The sequence below is a fragment of the Paracoccus thiocyanatus genome (genome assembly GCF_900156255.1).
Taxonomy (GTDB): Bacteria; Pseudomonadota; Alphaproteobacteria; order Rhodobacterales; family Rhodobacteraceae; genus Paracoccus; species Paracoccus thiocyanatus.
This window is the reverse complement of the sequence record NZ_FTMK01000004.1, coordinates 87,858-108,856: the sequence shown is the minus strand read 5'-3', so window position 1 is coordinate 108,856 and position 20,999 is coordinate 87,858. Positions and strand designations below refer to the sequence as shown.

Annotated in this window: 20 protein-coding genes and 1 CRISPR repeat array; of the genes, 8 read left to right on the top strand and 12 right to left on the bottom strand. The window is 69.5% G+C overall.

What is annotated here, in order from left to right; all coding sequences use genetic code 11:
• Positions 1–297 precede the first annotated feature (297 nt).
• Positions 298–984 (bottom strand): response regulator transcription factor, encoded by a 687-nt coding sequence (locus F3H32_RS04635; RefSeq protein WP_115755921.1) that lies wholly within the window; start codon positions 982–984, stop codon positions 298–300.
• 133 nt (positions 985–1,117) lie between these two features.
• On the opposite strand from F3H32_RS04635, the gene ribA reads away from it, so the two are divergent.
• From ribA to der, 6 genes are all read left to right on the top strand, one after another.
• Positions 1,118–2,179: a GTP cyclohydrolase II gene (gene ribA / locus F3H32_RS04630; protein WP_149764812.1), complete on the top strand. Its 1,062-nt coding sequence runs from the start codon at positions 1,118–1,120 to the stop codon at positions 2,177–2,179.
• A complete protein-coding gene (locus F3H32_RS04625; protein ID WP_188128585.1) occupies positions 2,176–2,712 on the top strand; it encodes a L,D-transpeptidase family protein in 537 nt (178 codons plus the stop codon). Before ribA ends, F3H32_RS04625 begins: the two co-directional genes overlap by 4 nt.
• Before the next feature lie 78 nt (positions 2,713–2,790).
• Positions 2,791–3,702 (top strand): EamA family transporter RarD, encoded by a 912-nt coding sequence (gene rarD / locus F3H32_RS04620; protein ID WP_149764811.1) that lies wholly within the window; start codon positions 2,791–2,793, stop codon positions 3,700–3,702.
• Between the two features lie 43 nt (positions 3,703–3,745).
• A complete protein-coding gene (locus tag F3H32_RS04615) occupies positions 3,746–4,453 on the top strand; it encodes a tetratricopeptide repeat protein (protein ID WP_149764810.1) in 708 nt (235 codons plus the stop codon).
• Positions 4,454–4,534: 81 nt separating this feature from the next.
• Positions 4,535–5,857, top strand: a complete 1,323-nt coding sequence (locus tag F3H32_RS04610; protein ID WP_149764808.1) for a PQQ-binding-like beta-propeller repeat protein — start codon at positions 4,535–4,537, stop codon at positions 5,855–5,857.
• Complete coding sequence (der, locus tag F3H32_RS04605; protein ID WP_149764806.1) at positions 5,854–7,320, top strand: ribosome biogenesis GTPase Der; 1,467 nt, start codon at positions 5,854–5,856, stop codon at positions 7,318–7,320. The genes F3H32_RS04610 and der overlap by 4 nt, the downstream gene beginning before the upstream one ends.
• Here der and F3H32_RS04600 read toward each other — a convergent pair.
• From F3H32_RS04600 to F3H32_RS04590, 3 genes are all read right to left on the bottom strand, one after another.
• On the bottom strand, positions 7,317–8,114 hold the full coding sequence (locus F3H32_RS04600; protein ID WP_223191345.1) for a hypothetical protein: 798 nt from the start codon (positions 8,112–8,114) through the stop codon (positions 7,317–7,319). The two genes, der and F3H32_RS04600, sit on opposite strands and share 4 nt — an antisense overlap.
• Positions 8,115–8,179: 65 nt before the next feature.
• Positions 8,180–9,472 carry a serine--tRNA ligase gene (serS, locus tag F3H32_RS04595; protein WP_149764802.1) on the bottom strand — a complete coding sequence of 431 codons (1,293 nt, stop codon included), beginning with the start codon at positions 9,470–9,472 and terminating at the stop codon, positions 8,180–8,182.
• Between the two features lie 62 nt (positions 9,473–9,534).
• Positions 9,535–9,894: a thioredoxin domain-containing protein gene (locus F3H32_RS04590; RefSeq protein WP_149764801.1), complete on the bottom strand. Its 360-nt coding sequence runs from the start codon at positions 9,892–9,894 to the stop codon at positions 9,535–9,537.
• 145 nt (positions 9,895–10,039) lie between these two features.
• Here F3H32_RS04590 and meaB point away from each other — a divergent pair, with 145 nt between their 5' ends.
• A complete protein-coding gene (gene meaB / locus F3H32_RS04585; protein ID WP_149764799.1) occupies positions 10,040–11,029 on the top strand; it encodes a methylmalonyl Co-A mutase-associated GTPase MeaB in 990 nt (329 codons plus the stop codon).
• A gap of 273 nt (positions 11,030–11,302) precedes the next feature.
• Positions 11,303–11,578 carry a 50S ribosomal protein L28 gene (gene rpmB, locus F3H32_RS04580; RefSeq protein WP_115756722.1) on the top strand — a complete coding sequence of 92 codons (276 nt, stop codon included), beginning with the start codon at positions 11,303–11,305 and terminating at the stop codon, positions 11,576–11,578.
• A gap of 247 nt (positions 11,579–11,825) precedes the next feature.
• Positions 11,826–13,622: a CRISPR direct-repeat array (repeat unit 29 nt; unit sequence GGGTCTATCCCCGCGGGTGCGGGGGAGCC).
• Positions 13,623–13,689: 67 nt separating this feature from the next.
• On the opposite strand, the gene cas2e is transcribed toward rpmB, so the two are convergent.
• The 8 genes from cas2e to selA all read right to left on the bottom strand — a co-directional run bounded on the left by cas2e (position 13,690) and on the right by selA (position 20,972).
• Positions 13,690–13,980 (bottom strand): type I-E CRISPR-associated endoribonuclease Cas2e, encoded by a 291-nt coding sequence (gene cas2e, locus F3H32_RS04575; protein ID WP_149764797.1) that lies wholly within the window; start codon positions 13,978–13,980, stop codon positions 13,690–13,692.
• Positions 13,980–14,855: a type I-E CRISPR-associated endonuclease Cas1e gene (gene cas1e, locus F3H32_RS04570; RefSeq protein ID WP_149764795.1), complete on the bottom strand. Its 876-nt coding sequence runs from the start codon at positions 14,853–14,855 to the stop codon at positions 13,980–13,982. Before cas1e ends, cas2e begins: the two co-directional genes overlap by 1 nt.
• A 3-nt stretch (positions 14,856–14,858) precedes the next feature.
• Positions 14,859–15,584: a type I-E CRISPR-associated protein Cas6/Cse3/CasE gene (locus tag F3H32_RS04565; RefSeq protein WP_149764793.1), complete on the bottom strand. Its 726-nt coding sequence runs from the start codon at positions 15,582–15,584 to the stop codon at positions 14,859–14,861.
• The gene (gene cas5e / locus F3H32_RS04560) at positions 15,581–16,318 is read right to left on the bottom strand and encodes a type I-E CRISPR-associated protein Cas5/CasD (protein ID WP_149764791.1); all 738 of its coding nucleotides are present in this window, start codon (positions 16,316–16,318) and stop codon (positions 15,581–15,583) included. Before cas5e ends, F3H32_RS04565 begins: the two co-directional genes overlap by 4 nt.
• Complete coding sequence (gene cas7e, locus F3H32_RS04555) at positions 16,315–17,448, bottom strand: type I-E CRISPR-associated protein Cas7/Cse4/CasC (RefSeq protein WP_149764789.1); 1,134 nt, start codon at positions 17,446–17,448, stop codon at positions 16,315–16,317. Before cas7e ends, cas5e begins: the two co-directional genes overlap by 4 nt.
• Positions 17,441–17,968, bottom strand: coding sequence for a type I-E CRISPR-associated protein Cse2/CasB (locus F3H32_RS04550; RefSeq protein WP_149764787.1), 528 nt, complete (start codon positions 17,966–17,968; stop codon positions 17,441–17,443). The genes cas7e and F3H32_RS04550 overlap by 8 nt, the downstream gene beginning before the upstream one ends.
• Entirely contained in the window at positions 17,961–19,451 is a 1,491-nt protein-coding gene (locus F3H32_RS04545; RefSeq protein ID WP_149764785.1) for a CRISPR-associated endonuclease Cas3'', read from the bottom strand. Before F3H32_RS04545 ends, F3H32_RS04550 begins: the two co-directional genes overlap by 8 nt.
• A 132-nt stretch (positions 19,452–19,583) precedes the next feature.
• Positions 19,584–20,972, bottom strand: coding sequence for an L-seryl-tRNA(Sec) selenium transferase (gene selA / locus F3H32_RS04540; RefSeq protein WP_149764782.1), 1,389 nt, complete (start codon positions 20,970–20,972; stop codon positions 19,584–19,586).
• Between the last annotated feature and the right edge of the window lie 27 nt (positions 20,973–20,999).

Here is a 20,999-nt window from a genome sequence, read left to right as displayed (position 1 = left end):
GGCCCAGAAAGATCGTCTCGTTCGAGCAAACGCCGCTGCCGCGATCCAGATCCATGCCGACGCGCAAAGGCCGGCAAATCGCATCGAACACCTGCGCGCCGCCTGATCGCCCGCCGGCTTCTTTCGTGAACAAATATCCTCGGGGGGTGCGGGGGGCGAAGCGCCCCCGCGCGACGCCGCAAAAGGGAAAACCCGGCCGCCAGTCGGGGCCGGGTTTTTTTCGTGGCCGCATCCTCCGGCCACCGGGCTTGGCAGACAGAACCCGCAACCCTTGCGCGGGTTCCGTCCCCCGACGGCTCAGGCGACCAGCCGATAGCCGCCGGACTCTGTCACCAGCAGCCGCGCGTTCGAGGGATCGGGCTCGATCTTCTGGCGCAGCCGATAGATATGCGTCTCCAGCGTATGGGTGGTCACGCCGGCATTGTAACCCCAGACCTCGTGCAAGAGCACGTCGCGCGCCACCACCCCGTCCTGGGCCCGGTAAAGGAACTTCAGGATATTGGTTTCCTTTTCCGTCAGCCGGATCTTGCGGTCCTTCTGGTCGATCAGCATCTTCATCGCCGGCTTGAACGTATAGGGGCCAAGCTGGAAGATCGCGTCCTCGGACTGCTCATGCGTGCGCAGTTGCGCGCGCAGCCGCGCCAGCAGCACCGGGAACTTGAACGGCTTGGTGATATAGTCGTTCGCCCCCGAATCCAGCCCCAGGATGGTGTCGGCATCGGTATCGTGGCCGGTCAGCATGACGATGGGGCATTTCACCCCCTGCTTGCGCAGCCGCTTGCACAGCTCGCGCCCGTCGGTATCGGGCAGGCCCACGTCCAGCACCACCAGGTCGAAGATCGCACCCTTGGTCCGCTCGACCGCCTCGTGGCCCGAACCGGCCTCGAACACCTCGAAATCCTCGGTGGCGACCAGTTGTTCGGCCAGGGCCTCGCGCAGGTCATCCTCGTCATCGACCAGCAGGATCTTTTTCAGTCCGGCCATTCTTGCCTCCTTTGGCGTTATGGCGGAAAGTTGCGGCGCGCTGCGGCGGGCGTCCAGAGGATTGCGGCAATTCTCACATGGAGTTGTCGGAAACCCGCCCTATGTTTCAGATTGTTTCAACCATGCTGGCCCGATGACCCTGATCCCGACCCTGACCGAAACCCTGTCGCGCGCCCGCGCCGATCTGCGCATCGGCCTGCCGGTGGTGATCGGCGACCAGCTTGTCGCCGCGGCCGAGACGCTGCGGGCCGACCGGCTAGAGGCGATGCGCGCGCTTGGCCCCGCCGTCCTGGCCATCACCGGCCCGCGGGCAGAAACGCTGAAGGTGCGCGTCTATGACGGCGACCTGGCGCGGGTCGAGGTGCCGGGCGACGCCGATCTGGCCTGGCTGCGGGCGGTGGCCGATCCGGCGGGCGACCTGATGACGCCGATGAAGGGCCCCTTCCGCAGCCCGCGCGGCGGCGACGTGGACGCGCATCGGGCCGGCATCGCGCTGGCAAAATCGGCGCAGCTTCTGCCCGCCGTGCTGGTGGTTGCGGCAGTCGGGCCGGCCGAGGGGCTGACGCGGCTGTCGCCCGGCCCGGCGCTGGCGCAGATGGCGACCGAGGCGGCGATGGCCCCCGTCGCCGCCGCCCGCCTGCCCTTGCTGGCGGCCGAGAACGCCAAGCTGCACATCTTTCGCCCCGACACCGGCGAGGCCGAGCATTACGCGGTCGAGATCGGCGCCCCCTCGCGCGCGGCGCCGGTGCTGGCGCGGCTGCATTCGGCCTGTTTCACCGGCGACGTGCTGGGCAGCCTGAAATGCGATTGCGGGCCGCAGCTACATGCCGCGCTGGCCGCCATGGGCCAGGCCGGCGAAGGGGTGCTGCTTTACCTGAACCAAGAGGGGCGGGGCATCGGCCTGGCCAACAAGATGCGCGCCTATGCCCTGCAAAACCAGGGTTTCGACACGGTCGAGGCCAATCACCGCCTGGGATTCGAGGATGACGAGCGCGATTTCCGCATCGGCGCCGGCATCCTGAAGAAGATGGGCTTCGACGCGGTGCGGCTGATGACCAACAATCCGAAAAAGGTGGCGATGCTGGAGGGCCACGGCATCCGCGTGGCCGAGCGGGTGCCGCTGATCACGCCCCGCAATCGCCACAATACCGGCTATCTGGACGTGAAGGCCGCGAAATCCGGCCATCTGCTATGAGGCTGGCCCTGACGCCCATGGGGCTGCGGGCGGGCTCGCGGCTCATTCCCTGTTCGGTGGGGCGCGGCGGCATCCGCGCCGAGAAGCGCGAAGGCGACGGGGCGACGCCGATTGGCCTGCATCGCATCGTCGGCCTGCTTTACCGCCCCGACCGGGTGGCGCGGCCGAACGCCTGGGCGCGGCCGATCCTGCCGGGCGATCTGTGGTGCGATGCATCAGGCCATGCGGCCTATAACCAGCCGGTGCGCGCGCCCTTCACCCCCAGCCACGAGGCGATGCGGCGCCCCGATCCGCTTTACGACATCGTGCTGGTGACGGACTGGAACCATCCGCAGGCCCGGCCGGGCCTGGGTTCGGCGATCTTCCTGCATCAATGGCGCCGGCCCGGCTTTCCGACGGCCGGCTGCATCGCCATGGCACGTCGCGATCTGCTGTGGCTGGCCGCCGCCGTCGCGCCGGGCGATCCGCTAGAGGTTCGCGCCCTGTCCCGCTGGCCCGCGCGGCGGGCAGCCCGGCATTGGGGAAAGGACTAAGCGCGCGCGCCTGGGCCGGACGCCCTTGCCCTTGGCGCGAATCGCCCGCATGGCTGGCGACAGGCAAAGGAACGACGCATGAGCGAATGGAGCAAGGGCTTCTGGGCAATGATCGCGGTCTGCGTGACATGGGGCCTGTCGCCGATCTTTTATCGGGCGCTGGCGGGGGTGCCCACCGCCGAGGTGCTGGCCCATCGCACCCTGTGGTCCCTGCTGCTGTTTCTGGTCGTGCTGGGCATCCAGGGCAGGCTGGGCGATTTGCGCGCCGCCCTGACGGGGCGGCACTGGCGGCGCATCGGCTTGGCGGCGCTGACGGTTTCGACCAATTGGGGCCTGTTCATCTGGGCGGTCCAAAGCGGCCATGTGGTGCAAAGCTCGCTGGGCTATTACATCTTCCCGCTGGCCGCGGTGCTGGCCGGGGTGCTGCTTTTCGGCGAAAGCCTGACGCGAATGCAGGGGCTGGCCGTGGCCTTGGCGGCGCTGGCGGTGGCGCTGCTGACCTGGGGGCTGGGGGTCGCGCCCTGGATCAGCCTGGGGCTGGCCGGCAGCTTCGTGCTTTACGGTATCGCCAAGAAGGCGCTACCCTTGGGTCCGGTGCTGTCGGTCGCGGCCGAAGTAGCGCTGCTGGCCCCGCTGGCCCTGGCATGGCTGGTCCCGCAGGCGCTTGGCCTGATGCCGGCGCCGCTGGCGCAGCCGCTGGGCTTTGGCGCGGACCTGCCGGTTTCACTATTGCTGGTCGCCTCGGGGGCGGTGACGGCGGTGCCGCTGATCCTGTTCAGCTATGCCGCGCGCCGGGTCGGAATGGCGACGCTGGGGCTGATGTTCTACCTGAACCCGACGCTGCAATTTCTTTGCGCGGTGCTGCTGTTTGGCGAAGCCTTCACCGGCTGGCACATGGCTGCCTTTGCGATGATCTGGGCGGCCCTGGCGATCTATTCCGCGGCGGCGCTGTGGCAGTCCCGCCGCGGCCTGCCATTGGCAAACGGGTGAAACCCCGTATAGAAAGCGCCAAAGAGCATTCGGGGACGGCGACATGGCCAATCAGAACGACAGCTTCATCGACGAAGTGACCGAAGACCTGCGTCGCGACCGGCTGTTCACGCTGTTCCGCCGCTATGGCTGGGTTGCGCTGCTGGTGATCCTGGGCATCGTCGGCGGCGCGGCCTGGCGCGAATGGTCGGGCAGCCAGGCCGAAAGCCGGGCCAGGACCTGGGGCGATGCGATCACGGCCGCGCGGCAGGGCGACGATCCGGTCGCCGCGCTGTCGGCCGTCGATCCCGCCGGCGGAGCCGGGCGCAAGGCGCTTGCCGAAATGCTGGCCGCCGGCGCCGAGGCCGAAGCCGGGCTGTCGCAAAAGGCGGCCGAGCGGCTCAAGGCGGCCGCGGCGACGCTGCGCGACGACCCGGTGCTGCACGATCTGGCGCTGCTCAAGGCGGTGATGGCCGCGGGCCCCGCAATGGATGCGGCCGAGCGCGACCGGCTGCTGGCCGAACTGTCCAAGCCCGGCGCCCCGTTCGAGTTGCTGGCCCTGGAACAGAAGGCGGTGGCGCTGATCGGCGCCGGCCGCACCGAGGACGCGGTGATGCTGATCGGCCAGATCCAGCAAAAGGACGGGCTGTCCGAATCCTTGCGCCGTCGCCTGTCCGAGATGATGATCACCCTGGGCGCCGAGCCGCGGCAGGGCGAGGGTGCCGGTCCCCAGACCGTCCCCCAGCCGCTGCCGGGAGCGGCCCCGAACTAGGCGGCCGGCGGAACGGCGAACCGAAGCAATGCGCCCGCGGCCGACCCCGATCCGCCCCCGGCCCGGACAAAGGAGAAAGCGATGACGAGGCTGTCCCTGATCGCCGCTCTGGCTGGCCTGACCGCCCTTTCGGCTTGCGCCGAGCGTGACACGATCCTGCCCGGAGAGCGGCTGGACCCCCGCGCCGTGCTGTCGCCCGACAGCCCCGCGGTTCAGGGCGCGCAGGCGCCGACCACCGCCGCCCTGTCCCTGCCGCCGATGCGCGCCAATGCCGACTGGCCGCAGCGCGCCGGCAATGCCGCCCATGCGCCGGGCAATGTCGCCCTGGGCGCGGGCACCCGCCGCGTCTGGGCCGCGCCCATCGGCACGGGATCGGACAAGCGCCACCGCATCACCGCCGAGCCGGTGGTCGCGGGCGGCTTGGCCTTTACGCTGGACAGCCAGTCCACCGTCACCGCCACCACCACCGGCGGCGGCCGGGCCTGGAGCGTCGATCTGCGCCCGGCCGGGGAAAGCGGCCGCAGCGTCTCGGGCGGCGGGCTGGCCTTTGCGGGCAACCGCGTCTTCGCCTCGACCGGCTATGGCGAGCTGGTGGCGCTGGATGCTCGCACCGGCGGCGTCGCCTGGCGGCAGAAGGTCGGCTCGACCATCGGCGGCGCGCCAACGGTCGCGAATGGCGTGGTCTATGTGCTGGACCGCGAACAGACCGGCTGGGCGGTGCGCGCCAATGACGGCAAGGTGCTGTGGCGCAGCTTCGGCAACAAGGACATGGCCGGGGTGATGGGCGCCACCGCCCCCGCGGTATCGGGCGGCACGGTGGTCTTTCCCTCGAACACCGGCGCGCTGACCGGCGTCGATGCCGGCGACGGCAGCCAGCTTTGGGTCGCCAATGTCGGCGGCACCCGGCTGGGCCGCGCGGTCAGCTATTTCCGCGACATGACCGGCGACCCGGTCATCCAGGGCAACACACTTTACGCCGGCACCAGCGCCGGCGGCGTCGGCGCCTATGACCTGGCCAGCGGCGCGATGAAATGGCACGCGCGCGAAGGTGCGGCCAGCCCGGTGCTGGCGGCCGGCAACTCGGTCTTCCTGGTCAACGACCAGGCGCAGCTGATCCGGCTGGACGCGGCCAATGGCAGCCGGGTCTGGGCGCAGAAGCTGCCCTATTTTACCGAACAGGTCATCCGCAAGCAGGACCGGGTCTGGAACCATTACGGCCCGGTGCTGGCGGGATCCAGGCTTTACCTTGCCTCGTCGGACGGCTATCTGCGCGTCTTCGATCCCGCCTCGGGCGCGCTGATCGGCACCGCCCAGATTCCGGGCGGCGCCGCAGCAGGCCCGGCCGTCGCGGGCCAGACCCTTTACGTCGTCACCCATGACGGCCAGTTGATCGCATACAGATGAGCTTTACCCTCGCCATTGTCGGGCGTCCCAATGTCGGCAAATCCACGCTGTTCAACCGCCTTGTCGGCAAGCGGCTGGCGCTGGTCGACGACCAGCCCGGCGTGACCCGCGACCTGCGCGAAGGCGCGGGCCGGCTGGGCGATCTGCGCTTTATCGTCATCGATTCGGCCGGGCTGGAAATGGCCGAGGACGACAGCCTGCAAGGCCGGATGCGCCGCTTGACCGAGCGCGCGGTCGATGAGGCCGATGTCTGCCTGTTCGTGATCGACGCCCGCGTCGGCGTGACCGCTGCCGACGAATATTTCGCCGATATCCTGCGCAAGCGGGCCAAGCACGTCATCCTGGCCGCCAACAAGGCCGAGGGCCGCGCCGGCGAGGCGGGCGCGATGGAGGCCTATGCTCTGGGGCTGGGCGAGCCCCTGCGTCTATCGGCCGAGCATGGCGAGGGGATGGACGACCTTTATCGCGCGCTGGTCCCGCTGGCCGAAGAGTTCGAGGCCCAGAACGTCCAGCAAACCCCCGAAACCGATGTCGCCGTCGAGGATGGCGAAGAGGTCGAGGACTGGCGCCCCAGCGCGCAGAAACCCTTGCAGGTCGCGGTGATCGGCCGGCCCAATGCCGGAAAATCCACCCTCATCAACAAGATCCTGGGCGAGGACCGGCTGCTGACCGGACCCGAAGCCGGTATCACCCGCGATTCGATCAGCGTCAGCACGGATTTCATGGGCACGCCGGTGCGCATCTTCGACACCGCCGGGATGCGCAAGAAGGCGCGCGTGACCGACAAGGTGGAAAAGCTTTCCGTCGCCGACGGGTTGCGCGCCGTGCGCTTTGCCGAGGTGGTGGTGGTGCTTCTGGACGTGGGCATTCCCTTTGAACAGCAGGACCTGCGCATCGCCGATTTCGCCGAGACCGAGGGCCGCGCCGTGGTCGTCGCCGCGAACAAATGGGACCTGGAAGAGGACAAGCCCGAAAAGCTCAAGGAACTGCGCGAGGCGTTCGAGCGGCTGTTGCCGCAGCTCAAGGGCGCGCCGCTGGTCACGGTTTCGGCCCGCACCGGCAAGGGGCTGGACCGGCTGCACAACGCCGTCCTGAAGGCGCATGAGGTCTGGAACCGCCGCATCCCGACCGCGCGGCTGAACCAATGGCTGGGCGCGATGACCGAGGCGCATCCGCCGCCCGCACCCGGCGGCCGCCGGATCCGGCTGCGCTACATGACCCAGGTCAAGACCCGGCCGCCGGCCTTTGTCGTCATGGCGACCCATACCGACAAGCTGCCCGACAGCTACCAGCGCTACCTGATCAACGGGCTGCGGGCAGATTTCGACATGCCGGGCACGCCGATCCGGCTGACCTTCCGCGACCAGGGCACCAAGAACCCATACCGGGACAAGGCCAGCAAGATCAGCCAGTCCGGCGCGCTCTCCAAGCACAAGCAGCGCCAAAAGCCCAAAGGCAGCTAGGTCATCACCCGCACCAGCGCCACGGCCACGATGGCAATGGCGATGACGGTCATGGTGGCGATGGCCGCATCGGTGGTCACGGTGCTGGCCGCCACGCCGATCAGCCCCCAGATCAGCGCCAGGCTGAAGCCGATCCGCCGCTCCAGCCGCAACTGCACCCGGACCGCCGCGACCGATCCGATCAGCAGGGCGGCGATGGCCGCGCCCTCTTGCGGCAGCCCCAGCCGGTCGCGCAGCAACCCGGTCAGCACGGCCAGGCAGGCCAGCACCCCCCAGCCCGCCACGAAGCCCAGCGAGGAACTGCGCCGCACATGGCCGCCGACGTGAATGTCGCGCATCGCGGCGACCAGGAAGCCGGCCAGCATCGCCGCGGACAGCAGAAAAGCGTAAAAGGGCTGGGCCGGCCACAACCACGGCCAGGCCGCCCCGGCCAGCAGCCCCAGGATCAACGGCAAAGCCTCGGCCCCGCCGGCGCCGCGCTTATGGTTCTGGACCGGGCCTTGCTTGACGCCCAAGGTCGCGGCGGCGCGCACCTGCCGCCCTTCGAACCAGCGCCGCCCGGCGTGATACGCCAGCGCCGCCCAGACTGCGGCCAATAGCCCGCCCATCCACAGCCCCCGCGGACGCAGGAACAGGGCGGGCAGGTCGACCGGCACCGGCGGCGGCCCCTGCGGTCCCGCTTGCCAGGGGGCAGGTCCCAGGGACGGATCGACCCCCGCCCCCGGTTGCAGCGCGTAAACCAGCGTGCTGGCCACGAAGGCCAGCACCCCAAGGATCAGCAACAAGGCGGCCATGCGAGACATGCGCAGGAAACGCCGCCCGCTTGCGGCCGGTTTCGCCCGGCGGCTCTTTTATCGGCTCAGCGCAGCACGCCGTCCACGTCAAGCCGGGTGCGACCGCCCAAATAGGGATGCAGCGCCTCGGGCAGGATCACCGATCCATCCTCCTGCTGGCCGTTCTCCAGCACCGCGATCAGCGCACGCCCCACCGCCAGGCCCGAGCCGTTCAGCGTATGGACGAATTCGGGCTTGCCGCCGCCGGCCGGGCGATAGCGCGCATTCATCCGCCGCGCCTGGAAATCCCCGCAATAGCTGACGCTGGAAATCTCGCGATACCGGCCCTGTCCGGGCAGCCAGACTTCCAGGTCGTGGGTGATGCGGGCGCCAAAGCCCATGTCGCCGCCGCACAGCACGATGGTGCGATAAGGCAGGCCCAGCCGCTCCAGCACCGTCTCGGCACAGCGGGTCATGCGCGCATGTTCGGCCACCCCCGATTCCGCATCGGTGATAGACACCATCTCGACCTTCTCGAACTGGTGCTGGCGCAGCATCCCGGCGGTGTCGCGTCCGGCGCTTCCCGCCTCGGACCGGAAGCACTGGCTATGCGCCACCATGCGCCGCGGCAGGCTGGCGTGATCGACCAGTTCGCCATTCACGGTATTGGTCAGCGTCACCTCGGCCGTGGGAATAAGCCACCAGCCCTCGCGGGTCTGATAGCTGTCCTCGCCGAATTTCGGCAATTGTCCGGTGCCCTCCATCATCTCGGACAGGACCAGCACCGGGGTCCAGGTCTCTTCCAGCCCGTGCTCCAGGCTGTGCAGGTCCAGCATGAACTGCGCCAGGGCACGCTGGATGCGGGCGACACCGCCTTTCAGCACCACGAATCGCGACCCGGCCAGCTTGGCGGCGGTTTCGAAATCCATGCCGGGGCGGACAGCCTCGATCTCGAAATGCTCGCGCGGGGCAAAGCCGAACTCGCGCGGCTCGCCCCAGCGGCGGATCTCGACATTGTCCGCCTCGTCCTGGCCCGCCGGCACGCTTTCCAGCGGCAGGTTCGGCACCGCCAGCAGCAATTCGCGCAGCTTGGCGTCCAGCGCCGCGGCTTCGGCCTGCAAGCGCGCGGTTTCGTCCTTCTTGGCGGTGACCAGGGCGCGCAGCCGCTCGAACTCGGCATCATCGCCGCGGCCCTTGGCGGCGCCGGCCTCCTTGCTGGCGCGGTTCTGCTCGGCCTGCGCCGCCTCGGCGCTTGCGATACGCGCGCGGCGGTCGGCATCCAGCGACAGGATCTCGGGCGAAACCGGGGCCATGTTGCGCAGGCCCAGGGCTGCGTCGAAGGCGGCGGGGTTGTCGCGGATGGCGCGGATGTCGTGCATGGCCCATTCCTTTGGCAGGTTACGCGGGTTCAGATAACCCAAGCCCGCGCAAGGCGAAAGCCTCAGCCCGCCGCCACGGCCAGCATGTCGCGCAAGACGCCGAAGAACTGCTGCCTCCCCGGATAGCCCTCGACGCGCACCAGTTCGACCCCGCCTTGCAGCAGGATGAAACTGGGCGTCAGCCTGGGCCGCCGCGCCAGCACCAGCCCATCCGGCCAAGGCCCGTCCAGGTCGACGACCAGCAGCGGCGCCGCCCGCCCCTCGGGATGGCGCCCGTAGACCGGGCCGATCTCGCGATCCCACTGGGCGCAATAGACGCAGCCCCGCCGCCGCACCATCAGCAATTGCAGCCCCGGCGCCGCCCTGCCCGGCCCCGCCGCCATCGCCGCCATCCCGGCCAGAATCGCCCGTCGCGTCGGCATTGCCCGCTCCTTTTTTCCGCGCCATTCCTACCCCTCGGGCGCTGTCGTCACAACCGCGCGGCGTTTACATGTCTTCCGTGTGGAAATATCCACGGGGGTGCGGGGGCAGTCGGCCCCCGCGTTGCAACGGCGCAGCGGAACAGGCATGGACGAACTGACCGAACCCTTGACGCAGGGCAATCGCCGCGCGCTGTCCCGCGCGATCACGCTGATCGAAAGCACCCGCCCCGACCACCGCGGCCGCGCCGTGGCGCTGCTGGCAGAGCTGCCGCAGCGCCAGGCGCTGCGCATCGGCCTGTCGGGCACGCCGGGCGTGGGCAAATCCACCTTTATCGAGGCTTTCGGCAAGATGCTGACCGCGCAGGGCCTCAAGGTCGCGGTGCTGGCCGTCGATCCCAGCTCGGCGCGCTCGGGCGGCTCGATCCTGGGCGACAAGACTCGGATGGAGACGCTGTCGCGCGACCCGAACGCCTTCATCCGCCCCTCGCCCTCGCGCGCGGAACTGGGCGGCGTCGCTCGGCGCACCCGCGAAACCGTGCGCCTGTGCGAGGCGGCGGGCTTCGACGTGGTGCTGATCGAGACGGTGGGCGTCGGGCAAAGCGAAACCCTGGTGGCCGAGATGTCGGACCTGTTCATCCTGCTGCTCGCCCCTGCCGGCGGCGACGAGTTGCAGGGCGTCAAGCGCGGCATCATGGAAATCGCCGACATCATCCTGGTCAACAAGGCCGATGGCGATTTGCGCGACACCGCCATGCGCACGGTCGCCGATTACGCCGGCGCGCTGCGGCTCTTGCGCAAGCGCCCCTATGATCCCTCGGGCTTCCCCAAGGCGCTGCCGGTTTCCGCTTATACCGGCGACGGGCTCGACAAGGCCTGGGCCAACATGACGCATCTGGCCGACTGGCGGCGCGAACATGGGCATTTCGATGCCCGCCGCGCCGAACAGGCGCGCCACTGGTTCCTGTCGGAACTGCGCGCCGGGCTGCTGGCGCGGCTCGACGCCCCGCAGGTGCGCGCCCGGCTGCGCGAGATCGGCGACGCGGTGGCCCGAGGCGACAGCGACCCCGATTCGGCGGCGGCCGAGATGCTGGACTGGCTGGAAGCGACGCCGGCCCAAAGGCTGCAAGAGGCCTGAGCGAATCGCCCCGCCCAGGCCGATCGGCGCGGATGCCGCTTTCCCTTTGCCCGGCCGGGGCGCGGGCAGGAAAAGCCGGCGCCCTTGCGGCATCAGGGCCGCATTTTTCCGGCTGGCCGCGGGTTTCGGGGCCGCCGGGCGCTGGTGAAAAGGCTTGACGGCACAGCCGTTCCGCTTTATCCCGCGCAAACGGATTTCCGGGCGCTGCCAGACGGCGCCCTTTACATATTGCGGGCCGACGCCCGTGCAGGATCGAATCGAAGGAACAAGATCATGTCGCGCGTTTGCGAACTGACCGGCAAGGGCCCGATGAGCGGCAACAACGTGTCCCACGCCAACAACAAGACCCGTCGCCGGTTTCTGCCGAACCTGAACGAAGTCTCGCTGCTGTCGGAAAAGCTGGGCCGCAGCTTCCAGTTGCGTATCTCGGCCGCGGCGCTGCGTTCGGTCGACCATCGTGGCGGGCTGGACGCCTTTCTTGCCAAGGCCAAGGATGTGGAACTGTCCGACCGCGCCCTGAAGATCAAGCGCGACCTGGCCAAGGCCTAAATCCCTGCCGCGTCCTGATGGCGCGGGTCGAATATGAAAAAGCCCCGCTGATTCGGCGGGGCTTTTCGCTTTGCAGCCAGCCTGCCTTGCGGCATCGGGGGGGCATTCCCGTCCGCCAAACCGCGGCGACGATCAGGAGCCGCAGGCGTGAATCGCGAGCGCCGCCTGCCGCCTGCCGCCTGCCGCCTACCGCCTACCGCCTACCGCCTACCGCCTACCGCGGGGGCCGCAGCGGAATGCGGGCCGCGGGTCAATCCCCGCGGGTGCGGGGGAGCCTCGATCATCGCCTGCGCCGAGATGCCGGTCGTGGGTCTATCCCCGCGGGTGCGGGGGAGCCGGGGCTTTGAAACGCGCGAGGAACGTCGCCTGGGGTCTATCCCCGCGGGTGCGGGGGAGCCAGCGCGCTTTGGGTGGCGGTGCTGACCGGCTTGGGTCTATCCCCGCGGGTGCGGGGGAGCCATGGCTTGCAGGTAGTCCTTGCCGAACCGCTGGGGTCTATCCCCGCGGGTGCGGGGGAGCCCATTCGGTCATCTCTTTCTGGTCGCGTGGTCAAGGTCTATCCCCGCGGGTGCGGGGGAGCCTGCATTGACAGATAGGCGGCAGGTGGTGCAAGGGGTCTATTCCCGCGGGTGCGGGGGAGCCCCGCGTCCGGGTGACTGTGATTCCCAAGTCGCGGGTCTATCCCCGCGGGTGCGGGGGAGCCTCGCTCGCCCGCATCCGCGCCTTTTGCGAGGCGGGTCTATCCCCGCGGGTGCGGGGGAGCCCGCTTGCGGTTCTCGGCAGGTGGCAGGAGCGGGGGTCTATCCCCGCGGGTGCGGGGGAGCCGCCTGGTCTGGCCCGAAGGCAAGATGGTCATCGGGTCTATCCCCGCGGGTGCGGGGGAGCCGTTCTGCATACCATTGGCGCGTATGATCCACCGGGTCTATCCCCGCGGGTGCGGGGGAGCCCCGTCATCGCCATGCAGGCGGTGGGGATGTGGGGGTCTATCCCCGCGGGTGCGGGGGAGCCCTTCCTCCATCTCGGCCAGCGTCGCCCGCAGTGGGTCTATCCCCGCGGGTGCGGGGGAGCCGTCGTCGTCGCGGGTGACAAGGTGAGGGCGGAGGGTCTATCCCCGCGGGTGCGGGGGAGCCGGATCGAGCGAGTTGCGATGCACGGGAGGCTCGGGTCTATCCCCGCGGGTGCGGGGGAGCCTTCAGCACGGCCGGTCCGCGAGGTGCGGACGAGGGTCTATCCCCGCGGGTGCGGGGGAGCCATGTCCTAGCGCAATTCGATACGGCAGTGGCTGGGTCTATCCCCGCGGGTGCGGGGGAGCCGCACGGAACACATTCTTCAAACACCCGTGCCAGGGTCTATCCCCGCGGGTGCGGGGGAGCCGCGGCACTGTTGAGCGCCATGTCGGCCGACCAGGTCTATCCCCGCGGGTGCGGGGGAGCCAACGGCATCATCGCCTTCAACGGCATGAACGAGGGTCTATCCCCGCGGGTGCGGGGGAGCCTCCAGCGCCAGGGCTGCGATCCTGTGCGGCATGGGTCTATCCCCGCGGGTGCGGGGGAGCCTCTCCGTCGGCGTCCAGGTCAGTCCATCAGAAGGGTCTATCCCCGCGGGTGCGGGGGAGCCATCCAATCGCGGGCCGGCGTGGTGCCGGAGCGGGGTCTATCCCCGCGGGTGCGGGGGAGCCCAGCGCATGACAGCCCCGACACGCTGCACTATGGGTCTATCCCCGCGGGTGCGGGGGAGCCCCAGTGACGATATCGGTCGCAAGGTCTATGTCGGGTCTATCCCCGCGGGTGCGGGGGAGCCTGCTTGCCGTAGAGCGTCAGCCCCTCGGCTGGGGGTCTATCCCCGCGGGTGCGGGGGAGCCCGTATACCATTCATCGGACGCACCAAGGCAGGGGGTCTATCCCCGCGGGTGCGGGGGAGCCCTGGCTTCGTCGGTGATTGTCCCGATATCGGGGGGTCTATCCCCGCGGGTGCGGGGGAGCCACCAGTTCGCTCTGGATCCGCTACCGGGAGGGCGGTCTATCCCCGCGGGTGCGGGGGAGCCTCTCGGAGGCAATACCCTCATATCATTCAATTATCAAAAAGCAAACACGCGAAATTTCTGCCGTCTGCTATCGTTTTACGAGCAAAACACCATCCGCGTCCACGATCTCTTTCGGGGGCTCGCCCAGCGTCTCGATGCGCAGATGACCTGTCGCGGCCTTGTCGCGCCAGACCAGGACCAGCGCGCCGCGCCCCAGGCTGTGCCACCAGTCGGACACCACCTCCCAGACGCGGGCGCGGACCGCCGCGCTCATGTTCGGGGCTACGTAGACCCCCGGAGAAATCTCCAGCATCACCGAGGTCAGGAAGCCGCGATAGCGTGCCTCGACGTCGCGGGTCACGATGATGGTCAGCGCCATCAGCCGCGGCCCTCGACCAGCGCCTTGATGCGTTCGATCATGCTTGGGATCAGCCCCTCGGCCGAGATCGCACGGCCGGTCATGCGCCGTGTCACGCGCTCGATGTTCTCGGCAGGGGCGGCCATCACGTCGCGGGCCGCCTTGAAGGCGCAGGGGATGGTGATCGTGTCGCGATAAAGATCGGCAATGTCGAGAACAAAGGACTGGCCCGGATCCTCGTGGATGAAGCCTAGCTGCGGGATGGTCGCGGTGGCGGTCACGGCGATGGCGGCGGCGGCCTCGACCGCGCTTGAGGCGTGGTTCAGCGCCTGGTTGGCCAGGTCGGCCGCCAGCGGTTTCTGGCGGTCATAGCGGCGGCCCTGCCATTCGATGCCGATGCGCTGCGCCCAAAGCGCATAGGTTTCCTTCATCCGCGCGCCCTCGATGCCGCGCAGCACGTTCAGGTCGCGATGCGGCAGCACCTCGCCCAGGCGCAGGGCATACATGCGCCGCGCCGTCATCAGGCGCAGATCCTCATCCGCCCAGATCCGCGCCTGAAGCCGCGCCAGGCCCGAACGGTCGGGCATGATCGGCGGGGCGGTATACATGCGCACACCGTCCTCGCCCACGGCGGCCAGCGCCGTGCGGGCATGGGCCAGAAGCCGCAGCGCGTCATGGCTGACGGTCGAGCCGGGACCCAGCAGGATCATCGAGACGCCCTGCAAGGGGATGGCATAGTCGCCCGAGGTCAAGGCATCGCCGGGACCGGGGGCGCCTTGCAGAAAGGCCAGCGTGCCGTCCCGCGCGGTCAGCGCGCCGCGCGCCAGATACAGGCACCCTGCCCGGTCGGAATGCGGCACCTTCGCGCTGTCGAGCCCCAGCCGCCCCTTTAGCATCGGTCAGCCCCGTTGCGGCGGACGCAGCAGCAGCATGCCATAGCCATAGCTGCGATGCCGGCCGATCCCGCGCGCCAGCAGATCGGCAAAGCCTGCGGGATCAGTCACGCTCAGCGTTCCGTGGATGATCGCGTCGGGGCCGTCCAAGGCGCGGCCATTGCGGTTGATGGCACTGCGCTGAAAGGCGTGCAGCCGGCTGGTTTCGCGTTCCAGGCGGGCGGCGGGCGCCAGCCGCGCGGCCAGCCAGTCCAGATACACCGCCTCGCGCGGGCGGGCGCTGCCGACGCGCAGGGCCTCGGCCAGGAAGGCGTCGATCTCGGCGCCCTTGGCAAAGCCGGTGCCTGCGATCGCCGAGGCCAGCCGCACGACCGGGCGCAGCCGCAGGTCGAAGCCCAGCCGTTGCCCGCTGCGCCAGCCATCCGCCGGGCGCGGCAGCGAGCGCAGGCCGTCCAGCGCCACCACGCCGGCATGCGATGGGCCGATCACCGCGGCGGCATCGCGGCGCAGCGCCTCGGCCGGGCGGGCGGCATAGGCGTAAAGCGTGCCCGCCTGGGCGCGCGGCGCCACCAGCATGCGAAAGGGTTGCAGAGCGGCGGGACCGAAGACCTCGCCCAGCAGGTGATGCAGCGCCAGCCCCTCGTCAAAGGCGCCGCGCGCGAAATTGCGCGGCCCGGCCCAGCGGTTCAGGGCCGGCAGCGAGATCGGCATTTCGACCAGATGCAAGCTCATGCCAGCTCACCCTGCCAGACGAGGCGCGTGCCACCATGCAGCCCCGAAACCCAGTTGCGGGTGTCGGGAATGTCCAGGCGCAGGGCGCGCGGATGGGCCTGCCCCTCGTCCGGCCACAGGGCGCGGCCGGCCAGGTTCAGCGATTGCAGGGCCTGGTGGGCGGTATCCGCCTGGGTCCAGCCCTGGAACACCGGCCCCGAGGGGAGGCAGGGCTTGCGCCCGATGAACAGCGGTCGCGCCGGGCGGTCCAGCGCCTGCGCCAGATCGTCAAGCGAAGGCCCCTGCCCCGCCGCCAGCCGCAGCACGACGCGGGTTTCGTGATCGGCCAGATAGTCGCGGCGGCGGCGGTGCGTTATCCATTTTCTGCCGGATTCGTTACCGATCTGGGTTTTCACGGCGGGGTTCGAATAGCTGCTTCCCTTATTTCTGCGTTCGGGAGCCCCGAATGTCGTCCATCCGGGTTCGTCCTCATAAAGTCGCGCATTCTGGTTGTCGGTGATGACCCAAGGCGCCGCGCCCGCAGGCAGCACCGACAGCGCGGCAAAGACCAGCCGGTCTTGCAGGGCCTGATGCTCGGCGCCCTGGTGACGCTGCCAGCCAAGCGCATTGCCCAAAAGCCCCACCAGCGCCGAGGCCGAGGGAAATTCGCGCGTGACGCCGACATGGTCGATGGTCACCCCGCCAAAGGCCATCAGCGGCGCGGCGAGGCGCAGATGCAGCCAGCGATGCGTCATGCCGGCATCGGGACGGCGGTGGGAAGACCGCCGGCGAACTGCGCCAGCTCGGCCAGCGTGCCGCGCGCGGTGCCGGGCAGGTCGCGGTTCACCAGCGTCATCACGCGGCGATCCTCTGCGGTGGCATAGACGCCGTCCAGCGCGGCAAGATGATCGGCCAGCGCCGCAACCGCCTGCGCGGTGTCGGGCGCGACGGGGGCGCGGAACGCCTCGGCCAGCGAGCGCGGCTGGCGGTCGCCTGCTTCGAGCAGCAGGAACGACGCCCGGCTGTAGGGCGCGGTCGAGCCGAGCTTTGCGCCCGGCGAGACCTCGGCCACCAGATAGACCAGGTTGTGCAGCACCTCGCCCGCCAGCCGGCGGTCGCCGCCCAGGTTGCCGATCAGCGCCGGCAGGTCCACGACGACATAGCCATAGAACAGGCCCGAGGTCAGCTCGGTTTCCTGGATGGTGTCGGCGCCGGTGTCCTCTTCCCGCGCCAGATCGTCGGCGGCGATGAAATAGTCGCTTTCCGCCTCTTCCGCATGGACGGTGAAGGCATGGGCGACATGCACCGCCGCGTCGATATTGGCGCGCGGGTCGGAAGTCACCATGCGCCCGAACAGCGCGCCGACCAGGCCGCCCGGCAGCTTGGATCCTTCGCCCATCGCCTTGAGATTGGCCTTGTGGGTCTTGAACCACTCGGCGGCCACGTCCTTGGCCTGTTTCGGATCGCCATTCGACTGCGCGACCATGTCCTGCGCGGCCTGCGTCAGATAAGCCACCTCGACCTCGCCCAACAGCAGGGTCTGGCGGGATTTCTTGTCGGCGCCCTTGTCGCCATAGACCGCCTTCAGCAGCACCTCGCGGATTGCCGCGATGGTGTCGCCGGCAACGCCTTCGGACCAGTCGCCGAATACCTTGCGTTCGACGATCTCGCGCGAACGGAAGGCCGCATCCGCCCCGTCGATCCGGTCCAGCGCATGCGGATCGTCGGCCAGCCGCCAATGCCGCTTGAGACATTGCGAGCTGACGCGGGTGCGCAGATGGCCGCCATAGGGCAGCCGCTTGGCCAAGCCCGCATCGTCACGGTTCAGCAGCGCGGCAGTATAGGGGGCCAGGAAATGGATTTGCAGGAAACGGGGGTCAGGCATCGGCATCCTCGGGCTTTTGTTCGGATCGGCGGTCAAGCCGGGCGTAATAGTCGCGCGCAATGTCGCGGCCGTCCTCGCGCAGCACGGCCCAGGCCAGGCTGGCGGCGTCGATATGCGGCTGTTGGCGCGCCAGGGCGCGGACGGCGCGTTCCAGCGCTTCCAGCCGGGCGGGCCCGCGCGCGGCCAGCAGCCGGGCCAGGCGCGGTTCCGACAGGGCGGGCTTGTCCAGCCGCGCCGTTTCCGCACCGCCATCGGCCAGCACGGCCCCCAGCTTGCGCCCGGGCTGGTGAACGGTCTTGGTGGCGCTGGCCGGGGTCAGCAGCGCCAGCATCCGGGTGATGCGGCGCCATTTCTCCTCTTCGCCGCGGGCGATGCCGTGGCGGGCGACCATGCGCCAGAAAAATGCGCTGCCCTCGGGGCCCATGCGGCGGGCGGCGGCGCGGTCGCCGCTATCGGCAACAGCAAGGGCGGCGGCGATGGCGCAGGCGCGGGCGCCCACCGGCTCGCTTGGCTCAGGCATGTTCGACCTCTGTCATGTCGGATTCCTTGAAGATCGCGGCGATGCCTCGGTTCAGCGCCGCCCTGCCCCGCGTTTCGGCCCGCGGGCGCATGATCGAGGCGCAGGGGATCGCGGGCGCGGCGCGTTCGAACGCGGCCCGCGCAGCCGCCGCCATGTCGCGCATCAGCCGGGCGTGGACGGCAAGCCGGCCGGTTTCCGAGCCGGCCGCGAGCTTGTCCCACAGCGCCGGAAAGAACAGCGCATCGGCGCGCGCTTGCAGGGCATCGCGGGCGGGTGCTGTGCGGGCGTAATTCGCCTTGCCGACCTTGTCCCGCTCGCCCTCGGCGCTGATGAGCGCAAGGCCGTTGCGCAGGGCAATGTCGACCTTGGTGATCAGTTCGATCTGATCCCTGGCCAATTCGACCGCCTCGCTGCCCAGCATGGTCTTTTTGACCGCCTTGGGCACGGGGATCACCCGCGACTTGAAGCCGTCAGTCTTGGAATTGCCGCGGGCGAAGGCCTCGGCGATCAGCAGCAAGTCGTCCGCGCCCTCGTCCGGCCCCGGCTCGGCAAGCGGCGGGCGCGCCCAGGAGTCACCGAAATACAGCTCGCAGATCAGCTGATAAAGCATCGCAAAGCGCCACAAGGCCGCCTCGGTCTTGCCCGACCCGGTCTCGGCCTCAAGGATGACCAGCGTTTCGTCTAGCGGGATTTCGGCCAGCTTTTGCTGGGCCGCGCGCGGCTGGGGATGGTCCGACAACAGGCTCCAATCCGCGCGGCCGCGCAAGGTGGCCGGGGCCGTATCAAGCTGGATCTCGCGCAGCCGGGCGCGGGCCAGTCCGCGCGCCTTGGTGTAATAGTGCGGATCATGATCCGGCACAAAGCCGAACACGCTGCGATCCGACCCGATCCAGTCTGCCAAGGCCAGTACGCCTGCGAAATGATGCGCCAGCCGCGGAACCGGCTGGGGCGGGGCGGCCGTGGCGATCTGGGGAAACCAGGCCAGCATGGCCCGCCCCATCTGGCGCTCGGACGCTTTCCAGTTGTAGTCGCTGGGGTCGTTGAACGCGGCCGTCGCCCAGGTTTCGGGCGGCTCGGCGATCGGCGCCCCGTGATGGGCGAACAGGACCTTGAACCATTCCAGAAGGCCGGGCCAACGGATCAGATGCAGCGCATTGCCGTCCAGGCAATCGCCGGGCTCTTCCTGCTTCAGCCAGCGCCACCCGCAGCGCAGGTGATCGCGCGGCGTGATGCCGTGCCCAGCCGGCCAGCCCTTGGCCTGAAAGGCGGGCGCCAGCTTGCCCACATCATGCAGGAACGCCAGCGCCGCCAGGCAGGCAATGCCGTCGTCGCTTACGCGCGCGCCTGCGGCGGCGTCCAGCCGGGACCGAAAGCCTGGCAGATGAAGCAATTCGTGAACCACAGCGGCGACATCGGCACTGTGATGGATCAAGTGGTGACTGTCGCCCGTCGGCAGATCCAGCTTTCCCCAAGGTTCGCGCATCAGGTATCCTTTGGTCAGGAGGCCTGAATTACCATGTTCACAACTATAAACTTTTCAAGGAAAGATTGCGCGACATTTTAACCGTTGCCTCGGGCTCTCGCGCCAAGTTTCGCCGCGGCCGCCGCGCCTGTCTCAACCCCCGGCCCTGCCGAAATCCAACTGGCCCAACTGCGCCAGAAAGGCAGTCTCGTCCTCCAGGCAGCGCAGGTCCAGCAGGAAGCGGCCCTTGTGGACGCGGCCGACCACCGGCAGCGGCAGGGCGCGGAAGGCCTGCGCGATCCGCGCAACCGGCACCGCGCCGGTTTCCGAAAAAGCCAGCCCGGCGCTTGGCAGCAGATCGACCGGCCGCGCGCCGCTGCCGATCTGACTGAGACAGTCGATCACCGCGACCTTTGCCCGGCCCGACAGCGCCGCGCGAACCGGCGGGCACAGCCGGTCGGCCAGCGCGCGGATTTCGCCCTGCGGCCGGGTCAGCAGGCGAAGGGTGGGGATTTCCGTCCGCGCGCGTTCGGGATCGGCATGGGCTTGCAGCGTGGCGCCCAGCGCGGCCAGGATGATCTTGTCCACCCGCAGCGCCCGCTTGAGCGGGTTGGCCCGCATCCGGTCCACCAGCGCGCGCGAACCGGCGATGATGCCGCATTGCGGGCCGCCCAGCAGCTTGTCGCCACTAAAGGTCACCGCATCGGCGCCGTCACGGATCGCCTGCCGCGCCGTCGGTTCGGGCGGCAGGCCAAAGGCGCCAAGATCCAGCAGCGACCCGCTGCCCAGGTCGATCAGCAACGGCAGGCCGTGCCGCCGCGCCAGCGCCGCCAGGTCGGCCTGGGGCACCTCGGCGGTGAAGCCCTCGATGGCGTAATTGCTGGCATGGACCTTCATGAAGGCGGCGGTTTCGGCGTTCACCGCATTGGCGAAATCGCGCAGATGGGTGCGGTTGGTCGCGCCGACCTCGTGCAGGCGGCAGCCGGCGCGGGCCATCACCTCGGGGACGCGAAAGGCGCCGCCGATCTCGACCAGCTCCCCGCGCGAGACGACGACCTCCTGCCCCAGGGCCAGCGTGTTCAGCATCAGCAGCACCGCGGCGGCGTTGTTGTTCACCACCGTCGCGGCCTCGGCGCCGGTCAGGCGGCAGATCAGCGCCTCGACATGGCAGTCGCGGTCGCCGCGCGCGCCGCGGTCCAGATCGTATTCCAGGTTCGTGGCGCTGACCATCGCCTGAAAGGCGGCCTCGGCGGCGGGTCGAGACAGCAGCGCCCGGCCCAGATTGGTGTGGTTGACCGTCCCGGTCAGGTTCAGCACCGCCCGCAGCGAGGGCCGGGCCTGCGCCGCCAGCCGCGCGGCGCATTCTTCCAGCACGCCTTCTGCGTCCGCCGGCTCGCCCCGGCCCGCGGCCATGCGCCGGGCCTGCAACAGGCCGCGCAGCATGCCCAGCACGGTGTCGCGGCCGTGATGCGCGATCAAATGCGTCGCCTCGGGCCGGCGCAAAAGCCTGTCGACCGAGGGAAGAGCGCTGCGAGGATCCATGCTTCTTTCGCCGGGTGGCCGCAGATA

Coding starts and splice junctions, on each gene's coding strand:
- F3H32_RS04635 (WP_115755921.1), bottom strand. CDS start 984: ATGGCCGGACTGAAAAAGATCCTGCTGGTCGATGACGAGGATGACCTG.
- ribA (WP_149764812.1), top strand. CDS start 1,118: ATGACCCTGATCCCGACCCTGACCGAAACCCTGTCGCGCGCCCGCGCC.
- F3H32_RS04625 (WP_188128585.1), top strand. CDS start 2,176: ATGAGGCTGGCCCTGACGCCCATGGGGCTGCGGGCGGGCTCGCGGCTC.
- rarD (WP_149764811.1), top strand. CDS start 2,791: ATGAGCGAATGGAGCAAGGGCTTCTGGGCAATGATCGCGGTCTGCGTG.
- F3H32_RS04615 (WP_149764810.1), top strand. CDS start 3,746: ATGGCCAATCAGAACGACAGCTTCATCGACGAAGTGACCGAAGACCTG.
- F3H32_RS04610 (WP_149764808.1), top strand. CDS start 4,535: ATGACGAGGCTGTCCCTGATCGCCGCTCTGGCTGGCCTGACCGCCCTT.
- der (WP_149764806.1), top strand. CDS start 5,854: ATGAGCTTTACCCTCGCCATTGTCGGGCGTCCCAATGTCGGCAAATCC.
- F3H32_RS04600 (WP_223191345.1), bottom strand. CDS start 8,114: ATGGCCGCCTTGTTGCTGATCCTTGGGGTGCTGGCCTTCGTGGCCAGC.
- serS (WP_149764802.1), bottom strand. CDS start 9,472: ATGCACGACATCCGCGCCATCCGCGACAACCCCGCCGCCTTCGACGCA.
- F3H32_RS04590 (WP_149764801.1), bottom strand. CDS start 9,894: ATGCCGACGCGACGGGCGATTCTGGCCGGGATGGCGGCGATGGCGGCG.
- meaB (WP_149764799.1), top strand. CDS start 10,040: ATGGACGAACTGACCGAACCCTTGACGCAGGGCAATCGCCGCGCGCTG.
- rpmB (WP_115756722.1), top strand. CDS start 11,303: ATGTCGCGCGTTTGCGAACTGACCGGCAAGGGCCCGATGAGCGGCAAC.
- cas2e (WP_149764797.1), bottom strand. CDS start 13,980: ATGGCGCTGACCATCATCGTGACCCGCGACGTCGAGGCACGCTATCGC.
- cas1e (WP_149764795.1), bottom strand. CDS start 14,855: ATGCTAAAGGGGCGGCTGGGGCTCGACAGCGCGAAGGTGCCGCATTCC.
- F3H32_RS04565 (WP_149764793.1), bottom strand. CDS start 15,584: ATGAGCTTGCATCTGGTCGAAATGCCGATCTCGCTGCCGGCCCTGAAC.
- cas5e (WP_149764791.1), bottom strand. CDS start 16,318: ATGACGCATCGCTGGCTGCATCTGCGCCTCGCCGCGCCGCTGATGGCC.
- cas7e (WP_149764789.1), bottom strand. CDS start 17,448: ATGCCTGACCCCCGTTTCCTGCAAATCCATTTCCTGGCCCCCTATACT.
- F3H32_RS04550 (WP_149764787.1), bottom strand. CDS start 17,968: ATGCCTGAGCCAAGCGAGCCGGTGGGCGCCCGCGCCTGCGCCATCGCC.
- F3H32_RS04545 (WP_149764785.1), bottom strand. CDS start 19,451: ATGCGCGAACCTTGGGGAAAGCTGGATCTGCCGACGGGCGACAGTCAC.
- selA (WP_149764782.1), bottom strand. CDS start 20,972: ATGGATCCTCGCAGCGCTCTTCCCTCGGTCGACAGGCTTTTGCGCCGG.